13 protein-coding genes are annotated in these 13543 nt (G+C 67.3%); 6 read left to right on the top strand and 7 right to left on the bottom strand.

Annotation, left to right across the window (positions count from 1 at the left end):
* Positions 1-3 precede the first annotated feature (3 nt).
* The 3 genes from ACLFA2_RS05225 to ACLFA2_RS05235 form a co-directional block, all read right to left on the bottom strand.
* The gene (locus ACLFA2_RS05225; RefSeq protein ID WP_426622155.1) at positions 4-840 is read right to left on the bottom strand and encodes a transposase; all 837 of its coding nucleotides are present in this window, start codon (positions 838-840) and stop codon (positions 4-6) included.
* Positions 841-898: 58 nt separating this feature from the next.
* Positions 899-2221 carry an FG-GAP-like repeat-containing protein gene (locus tag ACLFA2_RS05230; protein ID WP_167254697.1) on the bottom strand — a complete coding sequence of 441 codons (1323 nt, stop codon included), beginning with the start codon at positions 2219-2221 and terminating at the stop codon, positions 899-901.
* Between the two features lie 137 nt (positions 2222-2358).
* Entirely contained in the window at positions 2359-2622 is a 264-nt protein-coding gene (locus ACLFA2_RS05235) for a hypothetical protein (RefSeq protein ID WP_208323594.1), read from the bottom strand.
* 136 nt (positions 2623-2758) lie between these two features.
* Between ACLFA2_RS05235 and ACLFA2_RS05240 the strand changes: the two genes are divergently transcribed.
* The 3 genes from ACLFA2_RS05240 to ACLFA2_RS05250 all read left to right on the top strand — a co-directional run bounded on the left by ACLFA2_RS05240 (position 2759) and on the right by ACLFA2_RS05250 (position 5265).
* Complete coding sequence (locus ACLFA2_RS05240; protein ID WP_021198731.1) at positions 2759-3064, top strand: hypothetical protein; 306 nt, start codon at positions 2759-2761, stop codon at positions 3062-3064.
* A gap of 52 nt (positions 3065-3116) precedes the next feature.
* The gene (locus ACLFA2_RS05245; RefSeq protein WP_235045213.1) at positions 3117-3641 is read left to right on the top strand and encodes a hypothetical protein; all 525 of its coding nucleotides are present in this window, start codon (positions 3117-3119) and stop codon (positions 3639-3641) included.
* A gap of 220 nt (positions 3642-3861) precedes the next feature.
* On the top strand, positions 3862-5265 hold the full coding sequence (locus ACLFA2_RS05250) for a DivIVA domain-containing protein (RefSeq protein WP_426622156.1): 1404 nt from the start codon (positions 3862-3864) through the stop codon (positions 5263-5265).
* An 86-nt stretch (positions 5266-5351) separates the two neighbouring features.
* Here ACLFA2_RS05250 and ACLFA2_RS05255 read toward each other — a convergent pair whose 3' ends face one another.
* From ACLFA2_RS05255 to ACLFA2_RS05270, 4 genes are all read right to left on the bottom strand, one after another.
* On the bottom strand, positions 5352-6470 hold the full coding sequence (locus ACLFA2_RS05255) for an acyl-CoA desaturase (RefSeq protein ID WP_318386957.1): 1119 nt from the start codon (positions 6468-6470) through the stop codon (positions 5352-5354).
* Positions 6471-6628: 158 nt separating this feature from the next.
* A complete protein-coding gene (locus ACLFA2_RS05260) occupies positions 6629-6913 on the bottom strand; it encodes a hypothetical protein (protein WP_136025275.1) in 285 nt (94 codons plus the stop codon).
* 202 nt (positions 6914-7115) lie between these two features.
* Complete coding sequence (locus ACLFA2_RS05265; protein WP_021198736.1) at positions 7116-8075, bottom strand: intradiol ring-cleavage dioxygenase; 960 nt, start codon at positions 8073-8075, stop codon at positions 7116-7118.
* 78 nt (positions 8076-8153) lie between these two features.
* Entirely contained in the window at positions 8154-9311 is a 1158-nt protein-coding gene (locus ACLFA2_RS05270; RefSeq protein WP_031206786.1) for a low temperature requirement protein A, read from the bottom strand.
* 351 nt (positions 9312-9662) lie between these two features.
* Here ACLFA2_RS05270 and ACLFA2_RS05275 point away from each other — a divergent pair, with 351 nt between their 5' ends.
* From ACLFA2_RS05275 to ACLFA2_RS05285, 3 genes are read left to right on the top strand one after another with little or no spacing between them, the layout of a single operon-like run.
* A complete protein-coding gene (locus tag ACLFA2_RS05275) occupies positions 9663-11189 on the top strand; it encodes a sugar transferase (protein ID WP_297556973.1) in 1527 nt (508 codons plus the stop codon).
* Between the two features lie 4 nt (positions 11190-11193).
* Complete coding sequence (locus tag ACLFA2_RS05280) at positions 11194-12402, top strand: glycosyltransferase (RefSeq protein ID WP_347124782.1); 1209 nt, start codon at positions 11194-11196, stop codon at positions 12400-12402.
* A complete protein-coding gene (locus tag ACLFA2_RS05285) occupies positions 12399-13535 on the top strand; it encodes a glycosyltransferase (protein ID WP_021198740.1) in 1137 nt (378 codons plus the stop codon). Before ACLFA2_RS05280 ends, ACLFA2_RS05285 begins: the two co-directional genes overlap by 4 nt.
* Positions 13536-13543: the final 8 nt, after the last annotated feature.

A 13543-nucleotide genomic window follows, 5' to 3' on the forward strand; every position in this document is an offset into this window, starting at 1 on the left:
CGGCTACAGCGCGTCCTTCGCCTCCCGAGCCAGGTCCAGAGCATCGGTGGCTGCTTCCGCTCGTGTCGCCGCGTCGGCCCGACTCTGTTTCGCTTCCGGAAGGACGCGCTCCACCCGCGCCAGCTCGGCACGAGTCCGCGACATTTGAGCATCGAGCTCCGCAGCGCGCGCGGCGAGCTCGTCGTTCCGGGCCTGCAACTCCTGAAGTGCCTTGTCACGCGTCGTGAGCTCCCTTTCGGCGGATGCCTGCTCCTTCTCCGCCGCGACGACCGCGCGCTCGGCCTCGCGTCGAGCGCGACGGGTCTGCAGCTCATCCGCCGGAGGCGGCTCAGACGCAGACTCGAGCTCGGGCACGTCCCCCGCCACGGCGTCGCGGATGTCGTTCTGCGTCGACGCGGGGGTGAGAGCACGCGACAGTCGGCCTGAGGCGACTGCTGCCGCCGCTGCCGGATTGAAGAACGCAGCGGAGATGGTCTGCTCGACCGCCTGGAGGGTTGAGGGCGTGACCCGCTCCCCATGCGACGCAGCCAACTCCCCCGCGTCCTGAGAGAGCTTCCTCGTCAGCAGACGGCGCTCTCTGCCGAGCGTCGCCACATCGAGATCCTCCTGCGCCTCGCGCAGCTCTCGCGCCAGCTGCAGGGCCATCCGCAGCCGGCCGGACCGCTCCCGCGCGAAGACGTTCACAACCCAGGCCGCGATCGATGGCTTCCGCACGGCGAGGATTCGCGACCCGAGGTCCGGGGCGACCTCCGCAGCGCGGGCGCTGCGCGACGAGACGAAAGCTCCCGGAGGCCCGCAGTACAGCTCCGTCACAATCTCCTCGAATGTGACACCGACCATGCGCCCACGATACGCCGCGGCTCGCTCAGCGGCAGGCGCTACTCCGCGTCAGGGGCGGTTATCCGAGGGCAAGGTGGTCGGCCCAGTCCGAACTGATCAGTTTTCGAGTCCCGAACATCCCATCGCCGCGCCCCGGATAGAGATACAGCTCGCCCGCGGGCGTACGGCCGAGCAGATCGACGCGACCGTCCCCGTCGTAGTCCACCCCGCCGAGCACCGCCGTGAACTCGACCCACCCTTCGCCGACGACGCGCCTGGCCGCGAACCCATTGGGCACGCCCGGATAGAAGTCGAGGCTCCCGGTTTCGGTGACCCCGATGAGGTCGCCTCGGCCGTCGCCGTCGAAATCGCCGCCGATCAGGAAATGGGCGCTCGACCAGTTGCTCTCCGGGAATGTCACGTGTGCGCTCCCGAACCCTCCAGCACCGTTGCCCTGATAGATGGTGAGGACGCCAGACGGAGCGACGGCGATGACGTCCTGTCTTCCGTCGCCGGTGTAGTCCGCTCCTGACGTGACGTGAAGCGTCTCGTACCACCCGGTGCCCACACTCACTGGCGGCGCGAATCCGCCCGAGCCGTTGCCCGCATAGAACTCCAGCGCACCATCAGATCGGGCTGCGAAGATGTCCCCTCTGCCGTCACCGTTGAAATCCACGTGCGTGACATGTCTCCGGGTATTGCCCCACCCGTTGAAGACGGTGATCGCAGGATGAAAGCTTCCCCCTCCCGTCCCCGGCCGATAACGGAGGTCGCCGTTCCCGGCGACGAGCAGCAGGTCGGCCTTCATATCGCCGTTGAAATCGGCCGATGCGGCCACAGGGCCCGTTCCGAGACCGGGAAGGAAGAGGGGGATCAGGCTTCCCCGGGTGACGTTCGCGAGACAGGTGAACCCGTTGTTGATCGCGGTGTAGACCGCCCCGTTCCGCCGTACCTCGAAGTGCAGATGGTAGGCCGGAGAGTTGCCGGTGTTGCCGACGACTCCGATCTGCTGCCCGCGGACCACGGGAGTACCCGGTGCATACGTTCCGGGTGAAGCCATATGGGCGTATCTGGTGACATAGCCACCGGGATGTTCGACGTCGGTGTAGTTCCCGTAGCCGCTGTTCACCGTTCGCGACTTGATGATTCCGTCGTAGGCGGCGACGATCGGTGCCCCGCCGGGGGCGGAGATGTCGATACCCTCATGCGCCCGGTAGTTCCCACGACAGCCGTCCCCGACCTTCGATTGGATGTTCCCCGACGCTGGATTGACCATCTGGCCGTCGGTCGCAGCGAGTGCAGGAGTGCTCGTGGACAGCGAAGGTGCCAGCGCTCCGACGATGACCGCGAGTACTGCGGCGAACCCGATGCGCCCGAGACGCACACGGGAGGAGCGCTTCATCTCGACAGATCCCTCTTGCTCGTCGGCCCCAGGAGCGCCATGCCCACCGCCGACACCGTATCAGGGCGACGCAACTGCCGGTATCCGCGTCGCCGAGGAGTCGGAGGATCGCCGGGCGAGCCAACGTCACCCCGCGCTCACAGCAGGTCGTACTCGCCACCATACGGCACCGCACTGTCGCCGGTGTCGCGCGCGTCGAACTCCACCGTCTCGACCGAGATCACGACCTGGGTCGCCGCGGTGATGAGCACGCTGACCGATCGATTGCCCACCACGACGAATTCGACGAACCCTCCTCCGGCGCGCATCGCCTCTTCCATGCGCCCTCTCAGCTCGGCGACGTCCTGACCCTGAGCCAGGAAGAATTCCGATTCGTTGAGCGCAATCCGCGTCCGCGCCATCGTCTGCACCTTGCCCTCCACTCGTTGTCACTCCGCTGTCGTCATGCTGCGACGGTATCGAGGGGATCACCTCTCGCAGAGGGGGTTGCGCACAGACCTCAGAAGAGGCAGTACGCGCGCGGTGTAGCGTGCTCTCATGGGCAGACTGCGCTACGACGGGACTTCCGATCCGATCCTCATCGAGGACGCGACGCTGGCGCACCTGAAGATCGTCATCTCGACGAAGCTCCGCCGCCAGGAGAGCTTCATGATGACGTGGCGACCCGTCACCGACGGCGTCGACAAGCGCGCCACCGTCTGGATCCACCCGGCGATCCCACTCCAGTTCGGGTACGACGCGGCGGAGCAGCCGCCCATCGACCCCCGGCTGATCGCGGAGATGATGCAGGCCCTCAACGCCTCGGGCGAGCTGGTCCTCGACCACCTGGTCACCCCCGTCTGACGTCGCTCCCCGACCGCACCGGAGCACACGCGGATCCGGATACGCTGTGCCCGTGGACCCCGCCCCCTACCTCCTTCTCGGCCTGCCGATCCTCGCGTTGATCGTCGGCGGCCCGCTCCTGAGGAAACGCTTCAGCCGGGGTGCCTCCGAAGCCGGTTCGAGAGCGGGGAAGAGGTTCGCCTCGGACCGGCTCGACACAGCCCTCGGCGTGCTCGGCACCACGCTGGTGATCCAGGCGCCCGAAGGTCGTGCTCGCGAGATCGTGGCGTCGGCGATGGTGGAGAAGGAGCGGGAGTACGTCATCCGCGATGACGGCGCCTACGGCATCCGGTTCGTCGAGCCGGACGACACCGTCGTGCGGCTCATCCCCGTCGCCGAAGGCACCCGGCTGCAGATCGAGACGTTCCGTGAGTACTTCGGTTTTCCGCAGACGGTGCAGCCCTGGGTCGATCTGCGGGAGCGCATCGCGTCCGCGGCACGAGCCCAGGGGATCTCGGTCGCCGACGGACCACCTGTCCGGTACACACGCGGCGACCCTCTCGACGACCGGAACGCGCGCTGGATGCGCGACACGTGACCTGCCCGGCACCGCGATCTCCGTCTCCGCCCGCGGGAGCAGAAGACGGGCGCGCAACTCACAGCCGACGCAACTAGGCTGGGGAGCGCGCCCTGCCCGCCGGGCTCCGCCGGGTCATGGTGGTGGCGTGCGCCCTGACGACCTCCTCCGGTCCACACGGTCCCGACTGTCGGGACGGAGCCGCCGCTCCCGGTGTGACCACGCCAGAAAGGCTAGAACCATGAGCGAATCCCCCGGAACCGCCGACCGCGATGGCGAGCGCTCCCCGGACTTCTTCGATCAGCTGATCGAGACCACCCCGCGCGACCAGCAGGGCGCCTTCACCGTCGGCTTCCGCGGCTATGACAAGGCAGAGGTCGACGCCGCGCTGGCGACCCTTCGCAATCAGCTCAAGCAGGCCGCCGCCGACGTCGCCGAGGCGCAGGCCCGTGAAGAGGACGCCGTCGAAGCCGTGCGTGAAGAGGAGCGCAAGGCCCGTGAGGCCCTCGAAAGTGAGCTGACTGCCGCCAAGGTCAAGGCGTTGGACGCCGAGCAGCAGGTCGCGACGCTGACGTCCGAGCTCGTCGATGCCCCGCAGCCCGACGGGGAAGAGGCACCGTCCCGTCAGCAGTTCGAGGCGATCCTGCGGGTCGCCGAAGAGCAGGCGAACGTCCTCATCCAGAACGCGGCGGTGCAGGCCGACCGTCTGATGACCTCCGCCCGTGAGGAGGTGGCCGCGCAGCGTGCCGAAGCCGAGGCCGACGCCGAGCGGATCACCGCCCAGGCGCAGCGCGACGCCGACCAGGTGCGCCTGAAGATGGACACCGAGTACACGGCACACGAAGCGCGCATCGAGCGCGAAGCCGCACACGCAGCGGAGAAGGTGAACCAGGCGGCGCAGGAGGCCACGGCGATCCGCACGGAAGCCGAGAAGGGCGCGGCCGCGCTGCGCTCCCTCGTCACGCGCGAGACCACCCAGCTGCGTGCCGACGCCGAGCGCGACGTCCGCGACATGAACGCGCGCGTGCTGGAATTCGAGGAGACCCTCACCCGCCGTCAAGACGACGCGCAGCAGGAGTTCCTCGTGCTGCACAATCAGGCTGTGGCCCACGCCGAGCGCATCACCAATGACGCGAACGAGCAGGTCACCGCATCGCTCGAGCATGCCCAGCGCATCTCGGCACGCGCCGAGGACTACGAGCGTCTGACCCGCTCGCAGGCGCAGGCGATCGAGGCCGAAGCCCAGGTCCGTGCGCGCGAGACCCTCGAGCGCGCTCGCGCGAAGGCGCAGAAGATCGTCGACTCGGTCACCGCCCACACCACGGCGGTACTGCACGACGCAGAGGACCGCACCCGTCAGCTGCGGTGGCAGCAGCAGCAGCTGTCGAGCTTCATGGCCGAGGTGCGCGAGCTGATCCGCCCCGACGGCATCTTCTCCGACGAGGCACTGCCGACGGAGCTCACCGGAGCGGATGCACCCGTCACCGCAGCACCTGCAGAGGTCGCCGACCAGGTCGCCGCAGCCGAGACGCCGGAGGAGACCTTCCTCGGTGACGAGGTGCTCGAAGACGAGCTCGACGACGATCGCCCCCTCGAGAAGATCACGATCGACGTGGTGGAGACCAAGAAGAAGTCCTCCAAGTAGACGCACACACGACAGAGGCGCGAGCAGGAATTCCTGCTCGCGCCTCTGTCGTCCCCGGGCTGATCAGGGCCCGGTGAGATCGGGGGCTACGCCCGGCCGAACTGTGCGACTGCCGGGCAGTCGAAGGGATCGGCACCGGCAGACAGTCCGACGCGGTTCAGGTACTCGATCACGATCATGTACGAGCGGCCGAGGCTGGTCTCCGTGTACGGCACGTCATTCGCCGCGCAGTAGTCGCGCACGATCTCGCGCGCCTTCGCCAGGTGCGGTCGCGGCATGCTCGGGAAGAGGTGGTGCTCCACCTGGTAGTTCAGCCCGCCCATGAGCCAGGTCGTCCACCATCCGCCGCTGATGTTGCGGGAGGTGCGCACCTGCTTGGTGAAGAAGTCGAGACGGGCGCCGGGCTCGATGATCGGCATGCCCTTATGGTTCGGCGCGAACGCTGCGCCCATGTAGACGCCGAACACCGCGAACTGCACGCCCATGAAGGCGAAGGCCATTCCGAGCGGGAGCATCATGAACACGGGCACCAGGATGAGGGCGAACCGCAGCGCGATGATGCCGAGCTCGGTCCAGCGTCCCTTGACGTTCTTCGTCGTCGTGAGGTACTTCAGCCCGAGGAAGTGGAGGTTCAGCCCCTCGAGCGTCAGCAGCGGGAAAAACAGCCACCCCTGCTTGCGGGTGATCAGCTTGATCAGGCCCTTCGCCTTCGCGGCGTCTTCTTCGAGGAACGAGATCGTGTCGACCTCGATGTCGGGGTCCTTGCCGACCTGGTTCGGGTTGCCGTGGTGCTTGGTGTGCTTCGAATCCCACCAGGAGTAGCTCATGCCGATGCTGGCGATCACGATGCGGGCGAGCTTGAAGTTCGCCGGCCCCGTGGAGAGGATCTGACGGTGGGCGGCTTCGTGGCCGAGGAAGGCGATCTGCGTGAGGACGATGCCGAGGCCCGCGGCGATGAGCAACTGGAACCAGCTGTCACCGAGCAGGATGAAGCCGGTGATGAGGCCGCCGAGCGCCACAGCGACACCGGTGGCCACGAAGATGTAGAACCACTGGGTGCGCTGAAGCAGCCCGGTCTCCTTGACGACCTGCGAAACCTGCTTGTACGCCTTCGCCATGGGAGGGAAGTCCGCGTTACCGGAATACGTCTGACGAATCGGACCCAGCGTTGCCGCGGTCGGTTCGATCTGTGTGATGGAGATGATCTTCTCCTGACGATCGGAGCCCTTGAGCTGTGAAAGCCCAAGGCAGCTGCCCAACGCTTACCTCACAGTAGCCCTAGCTCTATACGCGTCAGGGAATACATCGGAACCTCTCGCCGAGCCCCCAGTCACGGGCGGGCGTGCAGGGGTTCCCGCCACGCTCAGGCGCGAGCGCGGCGGGTCCGGCGACGCCAGGCGCGCGGCACAATCGTCGGGAAGACGGATCCGCGCCGCTCGGAACGGACCGCGTCTTCGAGCGCGCGGAAGGCGTCGTCGAGCGTGTCGAAGACGCCGAGCTCGGCGCCGTGGTTGTCGCGCACGAGGTGCGCAGTGCCATCGAACTCGACGAAGCCGGCGAACTCGCCGTCGCGCGTCGCGACGTGCACATCGGTGTCGGCCTGCTTCCAGGTCAACGGGTCGGACGGGGGAAAGGTGGTGGTGCTCATGGTGATGCTCATTGCTGTGTGGCGGACACGCGTGGGCGCTCCGCAAGATGTGAGACCGAGGGCGGATTCCGCACGCATCGATGTGCGCGGTCCGTAATGGCCCTGATCAGTGGCGACGTGGCGGCCGAGAGGGGCGATGCACACACGCTGCACCATAACTATAGCAGATCGATCCCACAGGCCTCTCATCGCCGTTCGCTGCTCAGTTCGACGGCGGCTGTCCCCCACCGCCGGGACCACCCTGCCCTCCGCTCATCGCCGGAGCAGTCGCGGTGTCGACACCCACCACGAGGGTTCCCGCATACCCGTCCCGCACGCTTCCGGTGACCGCGGCCAGCTGCAGCGCAGCGGAATCGTCACCGAAGACGTTGTCGCTCGCCAACGTGATCTGCGCGAGGTTGCTCGCGGATCCGTCGTAAGCGGCCTCGGCGTAGACATCCGTGCATGCCGCCTCGGGGAGCGCCAGCTGCGACGTGGCGATGGCCGCGGTCGAATCGGTGATCGACCCGACGTCGGGATACACCTCGAAGTGGATGTGGGGCCAGCGCCCCGAGTAGCATCCCGGGAACACCGAGGTGAACGAGACCCTGCCGTCCGCATCCGCCACCTGCACGCCGCGCAGGTACGTCACGTCCTCCAGGCCGGAGGAGTACATCGAGTACCCACCCTGCGCCGTGCAGTGCCACGCGTACACCGCGACTCCGGCGAAGGGCACTCCCCCGTTCGCGAGATCGAACACCTGCAACTCGAACGTGAGCGGAACGCCGTCTGCCGTCGCCCCGCCGTCGATCGACGACCGGATGTCCTGACGGACGATCCCCGCGTCCTCCAGCACGTCGGGGCCGTTCGAGCCGTCGCCGGGGTAGGGGCCCGCCGTCTCGTCGGGGATCTCACCCACGCCCGCGACATCGCCGCTGGAAGTCCCCGCGGTCGCGCTCGGCGTGGCGGCGCTCGTCGATCCGCCCGATGCCGCCGGCGCGCAGGCCGCGAGGACGACGGCGCCGAGCCCGATCCCCGCGAGTCCGAGCACCCCGCGCCGGCTCAGCAGCGTACGGATGTCGAAGGCTGCCCCCTGATCGACCACCTCCTCGTCCACACGGTCGAGCAGACGCCCCTCGTAGGCGGGACCGTCAGGGGTCTGGGTGGGTTCCGGGATGCTCATGATCTGTCTCCTCGTCGACGGGCGTCTGGCGCCTATCCCCAGCGTCGCGGAGCTTCCGATCAGAACCCTCTGTCCGCGCTATGCCTTGTCTATGCGCGTGGCGTCCATGCGCGTGGACTCCACGGGAGGATGAAGCACCAGCACCACCACGACCACGACAAGGACGAGCGCGGTGAGGGTGACAGGGATCGGCAACACCGGATCGAGCAGCACCAGCAGGGCGCCGAGAGGAACGACCGTGTTCACCACGCGATCGGCGTTCTGGCGGATCGCGATCCACCAGATGCCCACGAGGAAGATCGCGATCGGGATCGTCACCGTGAACGAGGCCGCGAGGTTCGACAGGTGGCTCTTCCCGGTCAGCACGTCGATCTCGACCTCGATCCCGGCCGAGAAGGCCGCCGCCGCGGCGAAGACGAAATAGTGCGTATAGCCGTAGCGCAGCGAGCGGCCGAAGCTCGTGATCGCACGGTGATGCGGGGGCCAGAAATAGATCCACCACAACGACGCCGTGACCACGAGCGTGAGGACGGAGATCGCGATCAGCGGGCCGAGACTCTCGACCTCGTGAAGCGCATCGATGATGGCGTTCGCGGATGCGAGAAGGCTCTCACCGAGCACGATCAACGTGAACAGCCCGTAGCGCTCGGTGATGTGGTGCGGATGCCACGGCGTCTGCCTCCGGAATTCGGCGAACACCGGAACACTGATCTCGATGAGGGCGAAGACCACGAAGGCGGCGAACTGCAGAGGTCCCGCCGGGATCAGGAGGAACAGGATCCACAGCACCTGGACCGCGGCGATGCCGAACGCGTACCGGCGCGTCGCCGAACGCAGTTCACCGGCCGATCGTGACGCTCGCAGCCATTGCGCCACCATCGCCACGCGCATCACGACATATCCGAGTACCGGGATGGTGAAGTCGCTCTCGTTGAACGCCGCGGGGATGCCGGCGGCGAAGACGAGGACTCCTCCCATCTGCACGAACGTCGTGACGCGATAGAGCCAGTCATCGGTGTCGAACGACGTGGCGAACCAGGTGAAGTTCATCCAGGCCCACCAGATCGCGAAGAACAGCATCGCGTAGGAGGTGACCCCGTGCAGGAAATCCCCTTCGCTGAGGGCATGGTGCAGCTGTGCGGAGGCGATGCTCACCGCCACGACGAAGACCAGATCGAAGAAGAGTTCGAGCGGGCTCGCGGTGCGATGCGGCTGAGAAGGGTCGCGCGGCAGCATCGTTCGGAGCTGGAAGCGTGGAGTGTCGGTGTTCGCGGTCACCGCGACAGGATAGCCCCCGACCAGGCGCTCCTCGCCGCCCCCGTTCGTCCATTCACCAGAATTACCTTCCCGTGGCGACGATGTTCCGCTACAGTGGATCAGGTCTGCAGTGCCTGCTGTCAGCGCTCACCGTGTGGGACGGTGAGAACGCACTCCGTGATGTGGGAATCACGGAGAGTTTCAGCAGGACCCGAGGGGTCGGGACGCAGACGAATGCCGTGAACGTGGGGTTCATGGTCTGGGGAAACTGGGGAAACACATGTCGCACTGGGGATTTTTGCGTACATTCACGGCTCACGAGGCCTCGGCATGACTTCCGTCGAGGATGCTCTGAGCATCGCTCGGACGGGCTTCGTGCCGGTCGCGGCTCCGCGAGCTGCCAAGTCGGTGACGCGCACGGTGGTCACACCGCGTGCTTCGGCGACTCTGGAAAGACGCCGTCAGTGGGAGCGTCGCTATCGGATGCGTCTGCGGACGACGGATGCAGCTGTCATCCTGTTCGCGCTCGGTCTGACGGCAGCGGTCCAGCTGGCCTCCGGCGTCTCCGGGCTCGAGGTCATGCGCGACGGCATTCCGCTCGCCGCGCTGTGGTACCTCATGCTCAGCGCGATGCACACGCGGGACGCCGCGTTGTTCCGCGCTAGTGCCACCGAGTATCGGGGCGTCGTGCACGCCTCCGGACTCGCCTTCGGGATCATCGCCATCGTGGCGGTCCTGCTCGCATGGAAGTCGATGCAACTGACGCTGCTGCTGGGGCTGCCCGTCGGTGTGCTGACTCTTCTGGTGACCAGGTGGCTGTGGCGCCACTGGCTGCAGAAGCAGCGCTCCCAGGGGAGGTTCGCCTCCCGCACTCTCGTCGTCGGCAACAGGGACGACGTGGAGTATGTGGTCCGGACGCTGCACCCGATCGGCGCATCCGGCTACAAGGTGGTCGGCGCGACGCTGCTCGACGGCAACGCGCGCGACATCGTGATCGACGACACGAGGTTCCCGGTTCTGGGGAACGTGAACTCCGTGTCGTCGGTCGCGGCCGAAGTCGGTGCAGACACGATCATCGTGGCGAGCCGCCCCGAGGGTGAGCCCGAGTTCGTCAAGCAGCTGAGCTGGCAGCTCGAAGGGACCGCTGCCGAGCTCGTGCTGTCCAGCCGACTCACCGATGTGGCGGGTCCCCGCATCTCCTTCGCCCCGGTGGAGGGCCTGCCGCTGATCCAGGTGCAGATCCCCACCTACGAAGGCGGCCAGCACCTCCTGAAGCGTGCACTGGACGTCGCCGTGGCGACGCTGGCGCTGATCCCGATCGGTCTGCTGGCTCCCGTGCTCGCCGTGCTCATCAAGCTGGACTCCCCCGGTCCGGTCTTCTTCTTCCAGGAGCGCGTCGGCCGTGACGGTCGCCGCTTCAGGATGGTCAAGTTCCGCTCGATGAAGACGGATGCCGAGCAGCAGCTCGCCGCCCTCAAGGAACAGAACCAGGGCGCCGGGCTCCTCTTCAAGATGAAGGACGACCCGCGCGTCACCCGCGTCGGCAAGGTTCTGCGCAAACTCTCTCTCGATGAGCTGCCGCAGTTCTGGAACGTCCTCATCGGCGACATGAGTGTGGTCGGGCCGCGCCCGCCGCTGCCCAGCGAGGTCACCGACTACGACGGCACCGTCTTCCGGCGCCTCTACATCAAGCCCGGCATCACCGGTCTGTGGCAGGTCTCCGGGCGAAGCGACCTCTCCTGGGATGAGAGCGTCCGCCTCGACCTGCGGTACGTCGAGAACTGGTCCGTGATGAACGACCTGCAGATCATGTGGCGTACCGCCAAGGTCATGGTGCAGCCCAGCGGGGCATACTGATCGGATGAGCAATTCGAACCGCCTCACCATCGCGATGGTGGGGACCCGAGGAGTGCCCGCGGCCTACGGCGGTTTCGAAACCGCCATCGAAGAGGTCGGACGCCGACTCGCGGACCGCGGACACGATGTCGTCGTGTACACCCGCGGCTCCGAGCGGCGTGAGAAGGAGTACCTAGGCATGAGGGTCGTGCATCTTCCTGCCGTCCCCGTGAAGCAGATCGAGACGCTGAGCCACACCGGGCTGTCGGCGTTGCACCTCGTGTTCCGCCGGCGTCCCGACGCGACGTTCGTCTTCAACGCGGCCAACTCGCCGTTCCTGCCCCTCTTCCGGCTGCGTCGTGCACCGGTCGCGCTGCACATGGACGGTCTCGAATGGCGACGCTCCAAATGGGGGCCACGAGGCAAGGCCTACTACCGCTGGGCCGAGCAGTTCGGGGTACGCACGGCAGATGCTCTGATCGCCGATGCGCCGGGGATCGCCGACTATTACCGGCACCAGTTCGATGTGCCCACCGAACTCATCCGCTACGGCGCCCCCATCCTCGACGAGCTTCCCGAACGCGGCGTGGCCGAGATGGGGCTCAGCACGAAGGGCTATCACCTCGTCGTGGCGCGGTTCGAGCCGGAGAATCACGTGCTGGAGATCGTGGAGGGCTACCGAGACAGCGACGCGAAGCTCCCTCTCGTGGTCGTGGGCTCCGCGCCGTACAGCGCGGGATACACCCAGGAGATACAGCGCGTGGCCGATGGCGACGAACGGATCCGCCTCGTCGGTGGCGTGTACGACCAGGAACTGCTCGACGCGCTGTACGCGAATGCGCTCACCTACGTACACGGACATTCCGTGGGCGGGACCAATCCCTCGCTCCTTCGGGCCATGGGGGCCGGGACCGCCGTGATCGGCTTCGACGTTCCCTTCAACCGCGAAGTACTCGACGGCAACGGGTGGTTCTTCGCCGACGCCGCCGATGTCGCTGCGCACGTCGTGGCGGCCGAGGCCGATCCGGCGTTCGCCGCGGCACGGGGCACGGCGGTGCGGGAGATCGCCCGCACCCGGTTCCTCTGGGACGACGTCGCGGACGAGTACGAAACGCTCGCGCATCGGATCGCCGAGCGTGCGACCATCCACCCATCGGCGCGACGAGCACGTCGCCGACAGACGGACTGGGCCCCCGCTCCCGCCGCGGCGGACGCCGGAGCGGACGGCTCATGAGCGGCAACGGAGGGCAGCGCACCGTCCTGCTCGTGCATCCGGGTGCCGAGCTGTTCGGTTCCGACCGCATGCTTCTGGAGAGCGCGATCGGCCTGGTCGAGTCCGGGGCGCGCGTCGTCGTCGCGCTTCCGAGCTCCGGGCTCCTCGTGAAGGAACTGCGTGCTGCCGGGGTCGAGGTCGTCATCGTCCCGATGCTCGTGCTGCGCAAGGTCCTCCTGACGCCCCGAGGGCTGCCCAAACTCTTCCGTGACACCTTCCGTGGCCTCGGTGCCGCGTGGCGCCTGCTCGGCCACCTACGCCCGGACGTCGTCTACGTGTCGACGATCATCATCCCCGAATGGCCGCTGATCGCCCGGCTGCGGGGCATCCGAACGGTGAGCCACGTCCATGAGGCCGAGGCTTCGGGAAACCGGCTCGTCAACGGCATCCTCTACTCCCCGCACCTGGCCTCCCACCGCACCCTGGTGAACAGCCGATTCAGTCTGGACACGATCCACGCCGCGCTGCCCGCCCTCGCCCGGCGCTCACACGTCGTCTACAACGGCGTCGCCTCTCCCTCGCATCCGGTATCGCCCCGCCCCCACACCGACGGGCCGCTCCGTGTGCTCTACATCGGACGTCTCTCCCCTCGCAAGGGGCCCGATCTCGTGATCGAGGCGGCTTCCCGACTGCACGCCGCCGGACGCGCTGTGGACGTGACCCTTCTCGGCGCGGTCTTCGAAGGCTACGAGTGGTTCGAGGCCGAGTTGCGGGCACAGGCAGCCGATGCCGGGGTCTCCGTCGACTTCGCCGGGTTCCACACCGACATCTGGCCGTTCCTGGAGAAGACCGATGTGCTCCTCGTCCCCTCGCGGATCGACGAGCCCTTCGGGAACACCGCCGTCGAGGGGATCCTCGCCCTGCGCCCCGTGATCGCCAGCGACAGCAGCGGTCTTCGGGAAGCGGCAGGCGGCTACGGCACTGCGCAGCTCGTCACCGCCGGCGACCCCGACTCCATCGCAACGGCTCTGACCGATATCGACACCCGCTGGGACGAGATGGTCTCGAGCGTCGCGGACAGCCGCGCAGAGGCACTCCGTCGACACGCTCCCGCTGTCTACCGCTCGAGCATCACAGCGCACGTCCTGAGCTGACGGCCGCC

The organism is Microbacterium sp. As-52 (assembly GCF_049949185.1).
Classification (GTDB): Bacteria; Actinomycetota; Actinomycetes; order Actinomycetales; family Microbacteriaceae; genus Microbacterium; species Microbacterium maritypicum_A.